This window comes from Actinosynnema sp. CA-299493 (assembly GCF_050946825.1).
In the GTDB taxonomy this organism is placed as follows: Bacteria; Actinomycetota; Actinomycetes; order Mycobacteriales; family Pseudonocardiaceae; genus Actinosynnema.
Map to the genome: position 1 here is coordinate 6562081 of NZ_CP191993.1, position 16318 is coordinate 6578398.

At 71.8% G+C, this 16318-nt stretch carries 11 protein-coding genes and 2 pseudogenes; 8 read left to right on the forward strand and 5 right to left on the reverse strand.

Features of this window, described 5'->3' with window-relative positions:
* Positions 1-618: 618 nt before the first annotated feature.
* Positions 619-1500, reverse strand: a complete 882-nt coding sequence (locus tag ACQPYE_RS27335) for a recombinase family protein (protein ID WP_498722999.1) — start codon at positions 1498-1500, stop codon at positions 619-621.
* 196 nt (positions 1501-1696) lie between these two features.
* On the opposite strand from ACQPYE_RS27335, the gene ACQPYE_RS27340 reads away from it, so the two are divergent.
* From ACQPYE_RS27340 to ACQPYE_RS27365, 6 genes and pseudogenes are all read left to right on the forward strand, one after another.
* Positions 1697-2770, forward strand: a complete 1074-nt coding sequence (locus ACQPYE_RS27340) for a 3-methyl-L-tyrosine peroxygenase-related protein (RefSeq protein WP_498715412.1) — start codon at positions 1697-1699, stop codon at positions 2768-2770.
* 35 nt (positions 2771-2805) lie between these two features.
* Positions 2806-3777: a TauD/TfdA family dioxygenase gene (locus tag ACQPYE_RS27345; RefSeq protein WP_498715413.1), complete on the forward strand. Its 972-nt coding sequence runs from the start codon at positions 2806-2808 to the stop codon at positions 3775-3777.
* Between the two features lie 71 nt (positions 3778-3848).
* The gene (locus ACQPYE_RS27350) at positions 3849-5111 is read left to right on the forward strand and encodes a hypothetical protein (RefSeq protein WP_498715414.1); all 1263 of its coding nucleotides are present in this window, start codon (positions 3849-3851) and stop codon (positions 5109-5111) included.
* Positions 5112-5205: 94 nt separating this feature from the next.
* Positions 5206-5964 (forward strand): annotated as a pseudogene (locus ACQPYE_RS27355) (FAD-dependent oxidoreductase); the annotation flags it as partial.
* Positions 5965-6262: 298 nt separating this feature from the next.
* Positions 6263-6478, forward strand: a complete 216-nt coding sequence (locus ACQPYE_RS27360) for an STAS domain-containing protein (RefSeq protein WP_498715416.1) — start codon at positions 6263-6265, stop codon at positions 6476-6478.
* 313 nt (positions 6479-6791) lie between these two features.
* Positions 6792-7091 carry a hypothetical protein gene (locus ACQPYE_RS27365; RefSeq protein ID WP_498715418.1) on the forward strand — a complete coding sequence of 100 codons (300 nt, stop codon included), beginning with the start codon at positions 6792-6794 and terminating at the stop codon, positions 7089-7091.
* A gap of 389 nt (positions 7092-7480) precedes the next feature.
* On the opposite strand, the gene ACQPYE_RS27370 is transcribed toward ACQPYE_RS27365, so the two are convergent.
* Together ACQPYE_RS27370 and ACQPYE_RS27375 are read right to left on the reverse strand one after the other, a co-directional pair.
* Positions 7481-9142, reverse strand: coding sequence for an FAD-binding dehydrogenase (locus ACQPYE_RS27370; RefSeq protein WP_498715420.1), 1662 nt, complete (start codon positions 9140-9142; stop codon positions 7481-7483).
* Positions 9139-10041: an alpha/beta fold hydrolase gene (locus ACQPYE_RS27375; protein ID WP_498715421.1), complete on the reverse strand. Its 903-nt coding sequence runs from the start codon at positions 10039-10041 to the stop codon at positions 9139-9141. The genes ACQPYE_RS27370 and ACQPYE_RS27375 overlap by 4 nt, the downstream gene beginning before the upstream one ends.
* An 819-nt stretch (positions 10042-10860) precedes the next feature.
* Here ACQPYE_RS27375 and ACQPYE_RS27380 point away from each other — a divergent pair.
* Entirely contained in the window at positions 10861-12231 is a 1371-nt protein-coding gene (locus tag ACQPYE_RS27380) for an NsdA family TPR-like regulatory protein (protein WP_498715423.1), read from the forward strand.
* A gap of 67 nt (positions 12232-12298) precedes the next feature.
* Here ACQPYE_RS27380 and ACQPYE_RS27385 read toward each other — a convergent pair whose 3' ends face one another.
* Entirely contained in the window at positions 12299-14041 is a 1743-nt protein-coding gene (locus ACQPYE_RS27385; RefSeq protein WP_498715426.1) for an alpha-keto acid decarboxylase family protein, read from the reverse strand.
* 159 nt (positions 14042-14200) lie between these two features.
* Between ACQPYE_RS27385 and ACQPYE_RS27390 the strand changes: the two are divergent.
* Positions 14201-14459, forward strand: a pseudogene (locus ACQPYE_RS27390) (transposase); the annotation flags it as partial.
* A 147-nt stretch (positions 14460-14606) separates the two neighbouring features.
* On the opposite strand, the gene ACQPYE_RS27395 reads toward ACQPYE_RS27390, so the two are convergent.
* Positions 14607-16286: a long-chain-fatty-acid--CoA ligase gene (locus ACQPYE_RS27395; RefSeq protein WP_498715429.1), complete on the reverse strand. Its 1680-nt coding sequence runs from the start codon at positions 16284-16286 to the stop codon at positions 14607-14609.
* Between the last annotated feature and the right edge of the window lie 32 nt (positions 16287-16318).

A 16318-nucleotide genomic window follows, 5' to 3' on the forward strand; every position in this document is an offset into this window, starting at 1 on the left:
AGGCCGCGCGCTGCCGGGTGAAACTGCCGGCGCACCGGCAGGCCACCGTCGTACGCATCGCACTGGCCACCCCGCCGGGAGGGCGTGGTCGGGCCGCTGGTCAAGGGATTTCCGATCGCGCCCGCGATCAGGTGCGCGACGATCGCCACCGCACAGCTGTAGATTTCGTTGAGCGAAAGCCGGAGTGGAAATTTCTCGGACACATAATTTGCCCCGCGAGATACTTCCAGGTCAATTGGGAGCCTCGTGGGGCTTTGTGTTTCCCGACCTCGCTCGAAGCCTACTTGCTGACTGCTGCTCGTGGGGTGTCTGCTGGCGTGAGGGCATGACCAGTGGGCGACGTCCGGCTCTTCGTGCCGGGGCCTGTCGACTGTGGTTGTAGTGGCGTCCGCTCGGCGGGTGATCGTCACGCCCGGTCCGGGAGGTGTCCCGCGACCGCCTGGCGAAGATAGCGGCGTCCTGTCTGCGTTGCCGGTGTCGCCGCTGTGGCACTGCGTGACGTTGCGGGCGGGGGCGGCGGCCGGAGAGGCTGCCGCGCGGGGTGGGTTTGACCAGCCGGTGCGTCACCCCGGTCCGCAGGTGCGTCGGGCCGGTCCGTCTCCTCGGCTGTCGCATAGGTCAAGACCAGCAGGAGCTGGTCGTCTCCGTTCCGGAGCGTGTCGTCGCCGGGCTGCCGGGCAGGCGTTTGCGTGGTGTGCGCGCTGATGTGATGGCACCGCGTTCGAGGAGTGCGACGCGGGTGGCGTCGCAGCGGAAGACGAGCCAGAGTTCGTCGACCAGTCGTGCGGTCTGCTCGGCGTCGGGGTTGTCGGCGATGCCCGTAGTGGTGAGGTGTGCGGCGATGCGGGCGAGCACGTGGTCCTCGCGCAAGTACAGGTTGCCGGGCGCACTCTCCGGTCGGGTATGGGCGCTGGTGCGACCGTGACGGCAGCGGTAGGCAGCCCGGCCGTGGGAGCGGCGCGAATCCATCTTCCGCCCGCACAACCCGCACTGAAGCCGGCCCGCCAACAGGTAGACGCACTCGCCGCCATCAGCGTCGACAGCCTGGCCGGTGCTGTGCCGGGCGGCTTGGACGGTCTGGGCGGCGACGAAGTCCTGCTCGGACACCAGCGGCACGTGGGCGATACGGGCCGAGATCGCCCACGCGTGCTGCTCGTTGCGGACGCTGGTCCGTCGGCCGCTCGGCGAGCGGGTGGCGCGGTCGGCGCTGGTGCGGTTCCACACCTGGCGGCCGGTGTAGCGGGGATTGCCCAGGATCTCCACCACGGTGCGCAGCGACCATTCGGCATCCACCCGAGCCCTGTCGCGTTCCGTGTCCGCACCCGCGGGGCTGGGCACGGCCTGCTCGTTGAGGTGACGGGCGATGCCCGCGGCACTGTGCCCGCCAGGCGTAACGAGAAGATCAGCTTCACCACGGGTGCCGTGGCCGGGTTCGGCACGAGCAGTTGCCCGACTACATGCAGCCCCACCGGATACAACGACTCCACAACTCCCCCTCACGCCCAACGGCAAGACCGACTACCGCACCCTGCACAACCTTCGACCGGAGTGGTGACTCACTGTCATCCCGGGCTTGCCGCAGGATGCCGGTGTGGCGGCAGGTGGGATACCCGATCGGGCGGCCCCAAAGGATTCGCAGGTCGGGATACTCGAGGTCGTGGACCCACCAACGGCCGCCCGGTATCCGCCTGTCGCCGTGTTCAGGGACCCGCGCCCCGACGGGACCGTCCCGGACCTCGATCTCCTCGCACGAATCGGCGCGCGACGAACAGCGGCGGCGCTGGCCGCGGTGCCGACGCACGCCGGCCCCGTCGAGCGCACGGCTGCCCTGAGGCGGGCTTCGGCGGTCGCGGACGGGCTGGTGGCGGCGCTGTCCGCGCGAGGCGCGGCCGTGGTCGGCGAGGACAACCCGGCCGAGTCGACCAGCCAGTCGTTCTTCCGCGTGCGCGAGGTGGACCTGTCCGACCACCAGGCCGCCTGGCACGGCGCCGCCATCGTGCAGCGAGGTCTGCGGGACCTGTGCGAGGCGCCGCTGTCGGGCGCCGATCTGGCGGTCGAAGTCGCGGGCATGGCGCAGGCCGTGCTCGACCTGACCGGGGCCGACAGCCAGGACGGTCCTCCCGACGAGCCGTTCCCCACCGCACGGGCGGGCGACGAGGCGTCGCTGGAAGAGCGGTGGACCGCCCGGTGGATCGTCGGGCACCAGGTGCACGTGCTGTTCAACGTCTGCGCGGCGGTCGCGGTGACCGACGCCGCGCACCACCTGCGCCGCGGTGCGGTCCGGGCCGCGCTGCAGCGACTGGGCCACGCCACCACGTTCGTGCGCGGCTTCCCCGCGGCCATGACCCACGCGAGCACGATCCCGGTCGAGTACTACACCGCCGCGGTCCGCCCCTCCATGCAGCCGCCCGAGGTGGCGCGTCCGTTGAGCGGGCGGCAGCACCGCGGCTACAAGACCTTCCGCACGGCGATGAAGGACCTGCTCGCGGTCGTTCCCGACACCTACGGACAGTTGGCCGCCCGCGACCCGGAACTCGCCGCCGCACGGGACGCGTTGCTCGAAGCCGACTTGATCGACAGTGAACGGCACGTCACGCTCGCCTACTCGATGGTGCGCCTGCAACGCTCGATCGCCCAGCTACCCGACGGCCCGGACAACGCCGTGGGCGAACTGCGCCTGATGCGCCACCGACGGGCGGCGCAGTACGCGCCGCTGATCCGCTTCGGCGACCACTACATCGCCGAAGCCGTCGCCGCCCTGCGGCACTGATCCCCACCAGGCGCCGGAACCAGGAGTGAACGCCGATGCCCGAGCTGACCGCCACCGCCGACCTGGAGCTGACACCGTCCGACACCGCCGAGGTCGACCGCGTCGCCCAAACCCTGTGCTCCGATCGACACCCCGTGGACGCGCCAGAGTGGATCGACCGCGCCCGCGACGCCTGGGACGAGCTGCCGCTCGCGTTGCGCCGCGGGGTCCGCCGGTTCCGGCGGCACTCCGGCCCGCACGGGGTGCTGGTGATCCGAGGACTGCCCGTGGACGAAGCCGCGCTACCGGCCACGCCGTCGAGGCCGGAGTCGGTGCAGCGCGAGCCCACCGTCGCGGCGGCGGTGCTGACCATGGTGGCCTGCGGGCTCGGCGACCCCGCCGCGTACCTGGCCGAGAAATTCGGTGCCCTCGTGCAGGACGTGGTCCCCGTGCCCGGCAGGGAGAACTTCTCCGGCAACGCCGGATCGGCGCTGCTGACCTTCCACAACGAGAACGCCTTCCACCCCCACGAACCCGACCACGTGCTGCTGCTGTGCCTGCGCGCCGACCACGACCGCACCGCCGGGCTGCGCACCGCGTGCCTGCGCGAGGTGCTGCCGCTGCTGCCCGAAGCCACCCGCGACGCACTGTTCACGCCCGAGTTCATCCTCCGACCACCACCCTCCTTCGGCGTCGACGACACCGCCCGCGCACCGCAGCCGCTGCTGTTCGGCGCGGTGGACGACCCGGACATGCGCATGGCCCAGATCGCCACCACCCCGGCGACCCCGCGGGCCGAAGCGGCGCTGGCCGAACTCGCCCGCGCCTTCGACACCGCCGCCCGCACCACCCGGCTCACCCCCGGCGACCTGGCCGTCATCGACAACCGGGTCACCGTCCACGGCCGAACCCCCTTCCGCCCCCGCTACGACGGAGCCGACCGCTGGGTCCAACGCACCTTCGCCGTCACCGACCTCCGCCGCTCCCGCGACCACCGCCCCGGCGACGGCTACGTGCTCACCCGATGACCACGCTCCCCTTGCACCTGTCACCCGATCGATACGTGGCCCGCCCGAGTCAGGCGTGATTCGCTCAAGACATGAACCCGATCGAGGAAGCCGGTGACAGATCGAGTCCCGACGGCTACCCCTACGCCTTCCACATCGCCCTGGACGGCAACGGGCTCAATGGCTTGGAAGGCCGTGCCGGGGTCTGCGTGTTCCACTACGACCCGGTCAGCGGACGCCACACCACCCGGATCCAGTACTACGACGGACTCGCCGGCGGCCACGCCATCAGCCTCAGCCCCGATCGACGCACCGGGTTCCTCGGCAACACCGGCCAGCACCTGGCGTTCTACGACACCGCACGGCCCGAGGAGACTGAACGGGTCTCCACGCTGCGCTTCGAACCGACCGACTCCTCGATCAAGGGCAGCACGCACGCCGTGTGGCTGGACAGCTCCACGGGCATCACCGCCATCGGAGAGTCGTTCTGGAAGTTCGACGTCAACCGGCTGACCGCCGCCGAGAACATCGGCGCCCACGGCCTGAAGCTCCCCCACGCGATCAAGCGCACCGCCTCGGGCCGCCACCTCGTCTACGGCGGTATGGACCACCCCCGTCGCGGTGAGGCGTGCGAGGTCGGCATCTTCGACCTGGAACGCCGAACGCACCGGGTGATCGAGCTGCCCGCGACCTGCTGGCACGTCGCCACCCACCCCACCGAGGACCGCTTCTACGCCCTGTCCTTCCGCGTCGTCCCCCAAGAGGGCCGCGACTGGCACGAATGGGCGATGGCCTACTTCAAGGAGTACGTCTTCGAGATCGACGCCGACTCGGGGCAGGTCCTGCGGCACTGGAGCGCCGCAGGCGACATCCCCGCCCACATCAACTCCGACGTCTGCCTCTCCGACCGCGAACTCATCTACTGCACCGGCGGCAGCAACACCGTCGTCCTGATCGACCTGGCCGACTTCTCCTCCTACCGGATCATCGACGAACGCCCCGACCTGCGCGACCAGGTCAAGGCCGGGCGCCAGGCCGCACGTCAGGTCCTCGATGTCCTCACCAGGGGCTCCGCCCTGGCCAGCACCAAGCACTTCCTCGCCGCCCTGCGCGTCAGCCGCGGCACCCTCATCGACGGCGTCTACGCCTGCCAACTCTCCGCCGACCAGACCCTGCTGTTCACCGCCAACCGCGGCCTCAACACCATCCCCGTCTACGACTACCCCGCCTGCACCGTCCGGCTACGCGTCAAGATGCCCGACCTGCACGACCACGTCGACGGCCTGCGACCCTGGTCCGACCCCCGCCTGGGCTTCCACCACGGCGCGCTCATCAGCCCCCGCACCGGCCACTGAAGACCGCGCGAGCAGCACCTCCGACCGGAACCACACGGCCCGGACGCCTTCCGACAGGTGCGGATCGGCCCTACCCGGCAGACTGCGGTTCGTGATGGGACACAGCCGGTTCGACGTGGACGTCCTGGTCGTCGGTGACGGGGTGCTCGGGCGTTCGATCGCCTACGCCCTGGCGTCGGAGGGCGCGTCGGAGGGCGCCGGGGTCCGGGTTGCCCTGTGCGGCCTCGCGGGGCCGGCGGCGTCGACCGCGGCCGGCGCGATGCTGGGTGTGCTGGGTGAGGTCACCGACGCGTCGTCGACCAGGCCGCACGGTGACCTGAGGCTGCGGATGGCCGTCGAAGCAGCCGCTCGCTGGCCCTCGTGGCGCGCGGGCGTTCGTGAGCGCGCAGCCGCCGCGGCTCCCGCCGAGGACGGGTACGGCCAGGGGACGTTCATGCTTCTCAACGCCGTCTCCGCCCCACTGGACGAACGCGCTTACACCGCCGTGCAGGTCGCCGGGGACCGGCACGGGCTGCCGGTCGAGCACGTCGACCCCGCGGACATCCCGGCTACCGACCGCTGGACAACGACCGCGCGTTGCGGGCGCTGCACCTGCCCGCGGAAGGCTTCCTGGACGCGCGGCGCTGGCTGGCCACCCTCGACGCGGCGCTGGACGCGCTCCCCGGCACGACCCGGCGTCCTCGGTGGACGTCTGGCCGCCACAGCGTCCGGCTACGCCGTGCACAGCACCGACGGGACGCACGCCGCCCCCACAGCGGTCGTCGCGGCCGGCGCCTGGACCAGCCCGGTGCTGCGCGCGCTGGACCCGGACCTCACCGTGATGCCGGTGCTGGCGGTGCACGGCACCGCCGTCACCGCCCGCGCCCCGTCCCACTTCCCGCGGTCCTGCGGACACCCAACCGCGCCTACGCCTGCGGCCTGCACGCCGTTCCCCAAGCCGACGGCGCCTGGCACGTCGGAGCCTCCGCCGCGCCCGCTCTCACGCCCGGCGCGGACCCCACCGCGGGCGGCCTCCGCTTCCTGCTGGACGCGGCACTCGGCCAACTCCACCACGGACTCGCCACGGCGCCGCTGCACCGGCTCCACCACGGCAACCGCCCCATCGGGCTCGACGGCCACCCGCTGCTCGGCCCTGCTGCCCGGCCCGGCCTGTGGGTGGCCAACGGAACGCAGCGCACCTGACGCTGGACTTCTCCGGCGTCGCGTTCTGCGACTCCTCGGGGATGAGCGCGCTGCTCGGGATCTGGATCTGGCGGTGCCTGCACGCCCACGGCGGCACCCTCACTGTCACCGCTGTGCCCGCCAACATCGCCAAAGCCCTGCGCCTCGGCGGTCTCGACCAGATCATCACCGTCCGCACCGCCTGACACACCCGCCTGTGGGAATCCGCTGCCCGATTCGGCCATGCGGCGAGAGCGGGTCTGTCGAGGTGGCTGGTGCTTCACGCGGTCAGATCCTGTCTCAAGCGGCCCGGCCGACCACGAACCGTCCACTCAATCGGCTCCCGGTACTGCGCCTGGCACAGGACAACCCCACCGGGGCTACCGCCGCATGCATGGCGAACTGCTCGTCTCGGCACCAAGGTCGCAGCCTCCACGGGTATGGCAGATCGACAGGGCTACCCGGCTGCAGACGGTTGAACGCTCTCGGGTGCGGTTCTGTCGTGCCGCCGTCGGTGCTGTGGCGGACACGGTGGCAACGCTTGGTCGACGTCGGGTAGATATCGAACGCCTCGTCCAGTCGGGTGGCCTTGATCGAGCACAGCACGACACGGTGACCGGCAACCACGACGAACCTGACGCCGCATCGGTCGGCGTCCCTGGCGGCCTCGATCAACAGGGAAGATTCCACCCGTCTCCGGCGCCCCGCGACGTCGAGGTCCACTTCGGCGACATCACCCTCGACACCGCACCGCGGATCGAATCGCTCATCCCGCGCATCGATCGAGCCGAACGGCGAGGTCTTCCTATACGCCGATGACGTCGACGCCGCTACGCCAAATCCCCGGGATTGCGGAGGTTGCCCCGGAAGCCGGGCAGATTTCGGGCGGTGGCGCAACGGCTGTGCGGCAAGGATCTGTGCGGGTCTACACCTGAGGCCCGCACTCGCCCTGGCAAAGCGGCGGCGGCGAAGACACCAACGACCTGTCCACCAGTACTTCCCCGAAGCACCGACCTCTCGGTCCGCACCCCGAGGACCTTGCCGCCGTCGCCGCCCGACTCGACCGCCGCACACGCCAAGCGCTCGACTGGGACACCTCCAGCCGAGCGCTTGGCCAAACTCCTGAACGGAGCCAGTTGATCACCTGGGTCGCAACGACCCATGGAATCCGCCCAGGGCTCAAGCCGCCCGATGGGGCCGTCGTGGGCTCACCCCAGCTCGCGGTCGAGCGCGCGCCCGGCGACCCGGCCGGAGAAGACGCAACCGCCGAGGAAGCTGCCTTCCAGCGCGTGGTACCCGTGCATCCCCCCTCCGCCGAACCCCGCCGCCTCGCCGACCGCGTACAAGCCGTCGACCACCGTCCCGTCGCGGCGCACCACCTGCGAGTCGAGGGTGGTCTGCACCCCGCCCAGGGTCTTGCGGGTGAACAGGTTCAGCCGGATCCCGTACAGCGGCCCGTGCGCGGGATCGAGCAGCCGGTGTGGGCCGGCAGTGCGTGTCAACCGCTCCACCGTGTACTTGCGGACGTTGTGCAACGACATCAGTTGCGCGTCCTTGGAGTAGTCGTTGCGGACTTGGAGGTCGCGCGTCGCGGCCTCGTGCTCCACGCGCGCGAGGTCCAGCGGCGCGTGGGGGGTGAGCGTGTTCATCGCCTCCACCAGCGCGGACAGGGTTCGGCGGATCACGATGTCCTCGCCGTGGTCGAGGAAGGCGCGCACCGGCTTCATCAGGCTCTTCTTCGCCCTCAGCAGCAACAGCGCGAGGTTCTTGCCGGTCACGTCGGGGTTCTGCGCCGAGCCTGACAGGTCGAACTCCTTGTCCACCATCGTCTGCGTCATGACGAGCCACGAGTGGGCGTGCCCGCCGAGCGCCACGTGTCGCAGCACGTCACCTGCGGAGTGGCCGGGGAACAGCGGCGGTGGCAGCCGCCGCCCGGTGGCGTCGAGCCACAGGCCCGAGGGGCCGGGCAGGAAGTGCACCGCGTCGCGGGGCCAGACCGGGCTGTGGTTGCGCAGACCCTCCGGGTAGTGCCACATGCGGTCGAGGTTGACCACCGAGCCGCCGGCGCGCGAGGTGATGCCCAACATCCGCCCGTCGACGTGCGCGGGCACGCCGATGAGCATCGACTCCGGGAAGGTGCCGAGGCGGTCGACCGGCCAGTTCGCGCGTACCAGGTCGAGGTTGCCGCCGATACCGCCCGAGGCGACGACCACCGCCTGCGCCCGCAGGTCGAACGCGCCGACCTCTTCCCTCGATGAGGGCGCGCCGCGTGGTGCGTCCGAAGGCGCCAGCAGCGCGCCGCGCACGCCGACCACGGCGCCGCCCTCGACGACGATCTCGTCGACCCGGTGCCGGTGCTTGAAGGTCACCGACCCCCGGGCGGCGGCGTCGAGCACCGGGTCGCGGAAGACCCGCACGAGTTCGGGGCCGGAGCCCCAGACGACGTGCATCCGGGGCACGGAGTTGCCGGGCCCGGTCGCGGTGCCCGATCCGCGCTCGGGCCAGCCGACGTTGGGCATCAAGCGCAGCCCGAGGCCACGCAGGTAGTCGCGCTTACCTCCGGCGGCGAAGTCCAGGTACGCCTCGGCCCAGGCACGCGCCCAGCGGTCCTCCCGGTCGCGGTCGAACGCCGCCGAACCCAGCCAGTCCGACCGCGCCAGCTCGTGCGAGTCCTCGATGCCCACCCGTCGCTGCTCGGCGCTGTCCACCAGCAGCAGACCGCCTTGGGCCCAGTGCGCCTGGCCGCCGAGGTTGGCTTCGTTCTCCTGGTCGACCACGATCACCCGCCGTCCGAGGCGGGACAGCTCGTAGGTCGCGACGAGCCCGGCCAGTCCCGCGCCCACGACGATGACGTCCGCCTCGTCGTTCACGACCGCTCCTCTCCGTCGACCTGGTCACCGAGGCCGGCGAGGAAGTGGCGGACCGGCCGGAGCAGCTTCTCCGGAGCTTCCAGCGGCAGCAGGTGGGCTGCGCCGGTGACCAGCACCAGCCGGCCCCGGCGCAGCCTCCGGCGGGCCGCGATCCCCTGCCAGAACGGCACCTGCCGGTCCCGCAACCCCCACGCGACCAGCGTCGGCATCGGCAGCTCCGGCAGCCGGTCGAGGAGCGGGTCGCGCTGGCCGAAGAGCCCGGTCGTGGAGCGCTGCGAGCGCAGGCTCGTCTCCAGCGCGACGGGGTTGGAAACCGCGCGCGTCTGGCTCGACCACCAGGCCGAGGAGATGCGCCACGGCCGGCGCGCCCCGGTCAACGCCGTCGTCACGACGAGCAGTCGCGGACCGAACGGCAACACCGGGACCAGCCACTTCGTGAGGCCGCCCAACGGGGTGACGGACTGCACGATCGCGAGCGGGTTCACGGCGCGGCCCATGCCGGAGGAGTCGACCAGCACCAGGGCAGGCACCCGGCTCGGCTGTGCCAGCGCCGCGTGGACCGCCACCGCTCCTCCCAACGAGTGCCCGATGAGCACGGGCCGCCGCAGGTCGAGAGCACGGGCGAACCGCCACACGAACACCGCGAAGGCCGCCGGGGAGGCGCCGGCCACCGGCTCGGTGTAGCCGTAGCCGGGCAGGTCCACGGCGATGACCCGGTAACGGCCCGCGAGGCCTTGGATGACGTCGTGCCACTCCTCGGCCACGGAGCCCTCGCCCGGGATCAGCAGGACGGGGGGCCCGGCGCCGGCGACCAGGTAGCGGGTGGCCGTGCCGTCCACGTTCGTCCAGCGCTCCTGGACCTCGATCGCTCGTGTCCGCTCGGCGGTGGAAGTGGTCATCGGGTTCTCCTTGCTCAGGCTGGTCCGGAAGCTCCGGGCCGCGCGGCACGGGCTCGGCACCGGTGCGCGTCCGTCGCGGTGGCCGTGAGTGCCCACAGTCAGAAGTTAGGCACGCGGCGGGTGGCGCGGGCAGGCGTACTGGGGGCGCTCGGGAGCGCGGGTGCCGCGTGGCGCGCGCCCGCTCGTGGAGATTCATTCGCAGCAAGCCGTAGAACGGCGGGCGCGAATTTCCCACTGGCGACCTCAATCACGCCTATCTGACCGGTACGGTGATGCATGAGGCCGAACGGGTTATTTTCGACCTGGACTGCGCACGGTGGCCACCTTCACCCCAACGGCTTATACCCAACCCTCTCCGACCTGCGCTTACATGACTTACGCCATGCTCACTACCTTTACCAATAGAGGCGGCAATGGTGCACGGAGAGGTGGGGCGCAGGTAGTGGACCGGGTTTGATCGAATCCGCGCCGCACTGGAGAGGGCCACGCCGGAGTCGATCTACATTTCTCCGCCACCACCGCTGTGCAATATATCCCGCAGTCGCGGCCCGCGATTCCCGGGTAAGGAAGCGGCAACGTGCGGCCCGCGATGGTGATCGGCGCCGGTGCCATTGCCCGGCGTTTGCCCGAACGGCCTCCTCGGAGGTGTCCGTCAAGGGGTTGGGGCGATCGACCGACGCGGAATCGGCGGTCCGAACCACTCAGGCCCCACCCCGGCAGGCGTCCGAGGCCGGCGCGGCCGACCGGTGTGACCGCCGGGGGTGCGACCGGCGACTGCCCAAGGCCGACCACACGACGAACCGAGGAGATGCGAGAGCCATGGGTGTACGACTGCCTGCGAGCCGGAAGGCGAACGAACGGCTGCGCGCCGTGATGGAGGAGGCGAGGTGCTCCAACACCGGACTGGCCCGCCGGGTCAACACGTGCGGCGCCGAGCAAGGTCTCGACCTGCGCTACGACAAGACGTCGGTGGCTCGCTGGCTGCGGGGACAGCAGCCGCGGGGTCCGGCGCCCGCGATCATCGCTCAGGCGCTGGCGCACAAACTGGGTCGCACGGTGACCGTCGACGAGATCGGCATGACACCGGACCGGGGCGCGGCGCCCGCCACGGGGTTGCGGTTCGAGCCGGTCCTGGCGAGCGCCCTCCAGCAGGTGTGCGCGCTGTGGCGCGCGGACGCCGACCACGGTGGCGCGCCGACCGGGGAGGTGCTGTCGACCTCCGTGCTCGTGCAGCCCAGCCGGGACTGGCTGATCGCCGGCCCGGATGTCGCCGCCACCGACGACGGGTCGTCCGCCGTGGGCACGACCGGCGTCGACGCGGTGCGGGCGGCGACCGCCGCGTTCGCCGACCTCGACCACCGCTTCGGCAGCACCAGCGTCCGCCCCGTCGTCGTCCACTACCTCGACAGCGTCGTCTCACGGCTGCTCGTGGACTCCCCCGGCGAGTCCGCCGGACGGCAGTTGCTCGGCGCCGCCGCGCGCCTCACCGAACTCGCCGGCTACATGGCGGTCGACATCGCCCGACCCGGTCTCGCGCAGCGCTACTACATCCAGGCCCTGCGGCTCGCCCAGGCGGCGGACGACCGCGGCATGGGCGGGTACGTGCTGGCTTCGGGTATGAGCCGCGTGGCTCTGGCGCTGGGCAGTCCCCACGAGGCCGTCCAGCTCGCCCGGGTGGCGCAGGAGGGGGTGCGGGACCAGGTCACCGCCGGTGTCCACGCGGTCTGCCACCTCGCCGAGGCGCGCGGCCACGCCGTGCTGGGTGACGCGCGGGCCTGCGAGCGGGCAGCGGGTAGGGCGATCAGGGCGCTGGAGCACGGCGACCCCGCCGGAGAGGCGGACTTCCTCGTCCACGTCGACCGGGCCTACCTGGCGGAGGAGTTGGCCCGGTGCGCCCAAGACCTCGGCCAGGCCGCGACCGCCGTGCGGTGGTCCCGGGAGGCCGTTCAGGGCTGTCGCCCGGACTGGTCACGGCGTCGTGCGCGCAGGCTGCTGCTGCTGGCCACAGCGCAATTGCGGGTGGACGACCTCGAACAGGCCCGCTCGACCGCCAAGCAGGCGGTGGAGGTGCTCAAGGGGGTGCACTCCGCGCAATGCGCCGACGACCTGGTGGGCTTCAGCGCCCGGTTGGCTGCCCTGGGCCACCGGGAAGAGGCACGCGAGCTCGTCGCCGGGCAGGACGGGAGCTGATCCGCTCGGCGCACGTGATCCGGCCCGGCGACGAGTCGGCGCCGGGCCGGATCGGTCCGCGCGTCCGTCACGGCACCCACTTCGCCCGGTCGGGCCGGTTCGCGGACATCCGGTGGAACGACGGGGGCACGTCGTCCTTGTGGAGGAACACCTCGATGAGGACGAGCCGGTCCTCGGTCGCGGCGGCGCGGACGAGCGCCCGGTCCAACTCGGCGCGCCTGCGCGCCGACAGCACGAGCGGGTGCGGCACGCCGAGCGCGGTCGGCACCTCGGGCCAGTGCCAGCGGACCACGTCGTTGTAGACGGCGCGCTGCCCGTGGGTGATCCGCTCGACGGTGTAGCCGTCGTTGTTCACCAGAACCACGATGGGGTTGAGGCGGTGGCGGCCGATGACGCCCAGTTCCGGTGCGGTGAGCTGAGCCGCACCGTCGCCGATGAGCAGCAGCCCCCGCCTGGAGGGATCGGCGAGCTGCCCGAGCAGCGCGGGGATGCCGTAGCCGATGGAGGCCCACAGCGGCTGGGCCACGAACCGCGCGCCGCTCGGGAAGCGTCGGCCCGCCACGCCCATCAACGCCGTGCCGTTGTCCGCGTAGACGGTGTAGTCGGACCGCACGGCCTCGCCCACGGCCTCCCACAGGTAGGACTGGGTCAGCGGAGTCCGCGGTCCGCACAGCGCCCGGCCGACGGCTCCGGCGGACTTCCTCACCGCCGTCGCGAGGTGCGTGGTCGGCGAGACCTGCCGTCGCCGCTCGGACGCGGTGACCGCCGCCCGGGACATGGGGCGCTCCTTCACCAGCTCCGCCAGCACCTCCAGCGCGGCGGCCAACGGCACGCCGGGGAAGGTGACGCCGTCCACCTTGGCGGCTTCCGGGCCCAGGTCGATGGCCCGGCCGGGGTCGAACTCGTGCGTGAACTTGCCAGTGGCCATGTCGGTGAGGACCACACCGGCCATGATCAGCGGATCCGCCCGGTCGATGGTGGCGCGGACGACCGCCTCGCTCGTGGCCCCCGCGTACAGGCCGAGGAAACCGGGGTTGCCCTCGTCTACCACGGTCTTGCCGGCCATGGTCGTCGCGTGCGGCAGCGGACCGGCCGCCACCAGCGCGGCCAGCTCGGCCCGGGCGTGGAACCGGTCCACCAGGAAGTCCGCCAGTACCGCCGCGTCGTCCGACCCGGCGAGTCGTGCCCGGGCCGCGTCGCGGAACGCCTCCAGGCTCTCCGCGTCGGCCGCCTTCAGGTCCGGCACCGCCAGCGGCGGGCGCGGCGCGGCGGGCCCGAGGGCGACATCGCGCGGTATCCGCAGGTAGCCAGGGCGGCTTTCGCGCAGGCAGGTCGTCACCACGCGGTCGACCTCCGACAGCGCGTCCTCGGGCCGCAGCACGGCGTCCGCGCACACCACCTGCCGGTGCACTCGGGCGAACCGGTCGAAGTCGCCGTCCCCCATCGTGTGGTGCACCAGGCCGCCCGCCCGCTCGGTGGCCCGGGTAGGTCCGATCGCGATGTGGAGCACCGGAACCCGCTCGGCGTAGCTGCCCGCCACACCGTTGACGGCGTTCAGCTCGCCCACCCCGAACGTGGTCAGCAGCGCGCCGAAGCCATTCGCGCGACCGTAGCCGTCAGCGGCGTACGCGGCCGACAGCTCGTTCGTCGTCCCCACCCACTCGACCCCGGGGTGGGCGAGCACCCGATCCAGCACTTCGAGGTTGTAGTCACCCGGCATCCCGAACAAGTGCCGGACCCCCAACGCGCTCAGGCGGTCCAGGATGTGGTCGATCACCGTGGCGCTGGTTTCCGATCGACTGGTCGTCATGTGCCTTCCTCTCTCGTCATGGACATGCGGGCCCACCGGTGTCCACGGGGTGCGCGGTGCGTCGGGCCCGTGGAACGCGCGCCGGGGGTGCGGCGGCAGGTCGGGCGCGCTCTCGCCGCGCCTTGTCGGGATCCGCGCGCCCCTCCCACGCTTTCCTGCATGGGAGGGAAACTGTCCCGACGCCTGGTGCCGGACCCGCTGTGGGCGGTGGTGGTGCCACTGGTGCCGGAGTTCGGTCCACGACCGCAGGGAGGCGGCACCGCCCCGCTGGACGGTCGGGATGTCTTCACCGCGATCGTGTTCGTGCTCGTGAGCGGCTGCGCCTGGCGCCGGTTGCCGCCCACGTTCCCCGTCTCACCCGCCACGGCGCACCGCCGCTTCGTCGCCTGGACCGAGGCCGGGCTGTGGGAGGGGATGCAACGGGCGCTGGCGAAGAGCCGCGACCTCGGTGACGACCGGGCGTGGGCGTCGACGATCGTCGATGCCGCGTTCACCCGGGCAGCGCGCCGTGAGTGAGCGGCGCCGTCGTCCGGACGTGGGTGTTCGCGGCGCGCGTTCCTCGGCGTCACTCCGCCAAGTGGGTCACCTCGAGTTGGCCGCGCGAGTACTGGTCCCGGATGAGCCGCTTGTCGTACTTGCCCACCGACGTCTTCGGCACCAGCGCCACGGCTGCCCACCGCTCGGGCACCATCCAGGACTCGACGTGCCCGCGCAGGAAGTCGCGCAGGTCCCGGAAGTCCACCGCGCTGTCCGCCCGCAACGCCACCGCGGCCAGGGGCCGCTCGCCCCAGCGGTCGTCGGACACGGCGATCACGGCCGCCTCGACCACCGCCGGGTGCTCCGCCAACGCGTTCTCCAACGCCACACTGGAAATGAACTCACCACCCGACTTGATGACGTCCCTCGCCCGGTCGGTGAGTGTCAGGAAACCATCCGGGGACACGCTGCCCACATCACCGGTCCTCAACCAGCCGTCGACGGTGAAGCTCTCCTCCGGCCGTTGCGGCGGCCCGTCGCACCCACCGTGGTAGGCGGCGGTCACGCAGGGACCGCGCAGTTGCAGCTCGCCGGTGCTCACCCCGTCGTCGGGCACGACGGAACCGTCCGGCCCGACGACCCGGAACCGGATCGACACCGGGAACTGGCCTTGGCTGACCCGGTACGCCCGCTCGCGCTCGGCGTCGACGTCCAGTGGTGGCAGTGCCGTGGTCGCTAGCGACGACGTCTCGGCCATGCCCCAGGCGTGCAGCAGTTCGATGGCGTGGCGGTCCCGGTAGGCGGCGATGAGCGCGGGCGGGCAGGCGGACCCTCCCACGAGTCCGCGGCGCAGGCTGGACGTGTCGTGGGGACGGGCGTCCAGCTCCTCCAGCAGCCCGGCCCAGACAGTCGGCACCGCCCCCGCGAAGTCCGGGCGCCCCGCTTCGATGATGTGGGCGAGCGAAGCGGGCTTGAGGTGCCGGTCGGCCAGGATGAGGTCCGCGCCGGTGAAGAGCGCGACGTGGGGGATGCTCCAGCCGTTGACGTGGAACATGGGCGCGATGGGGAAGACGGTCTCGCGGTGGGTGAGGTCGTAGCGGTTCGGCGCCGCCACTTGGAGGCAGTGCAGGTAGATCGACCGGTGGCTGTACACGATCCCCTTGGGGTTGCCGGTGGTTCCGGACGTGTAGCAGATCGCCGCGGCGGTGCCCTCGTCGAGCTCCTCCTCCCAGAGGTAGTCGGTCGGCGCATCGGCGAGCAGCTCTTCGTAGTCGTGCACCTCTCCCGCGAACCGGGCCAGTGCCCGGCGGTCGCCGGACCCGGCGACGACGATGTGCCGGACGGAGGTAGGCAGCAGGGGGAGCACGGGGGCGAACGCCTCCAGCAAGCCGGCGTCCACGACGATCACCTCGTCCCCGGCGTGCTGGACGGTGTAGGCGACCTGCACCGCCGACATGCGTGTGTTGAGGGCGTGCACGACGGCCCCCATCGCGGGTACCGCGAGGAACAGCTCCAGGTGGCGGTTGTTGTTCCACATGAAGGTGCCGACCACGCCCTGCCGGTCCTGCGGTCGGGTGCCGACCGGCACTCCCAGCCGGCTGCGCAGCACATGTGCCAGGCGGGCGGCACGTGTGCCCACTTCCGCATAGGTCATGCGGTCGAAACCGGTCCCGTTCCACGTGGCCACGGTGGAGACGCCTTGGACCGTGGAGCCGTACCTCAAGATGCGTGCGATGGTGAGCGGCACGGCGGGCATGGTGCTGTGCATGGGAATCCTCCGGGTCGGATGTCGCTTCCAGT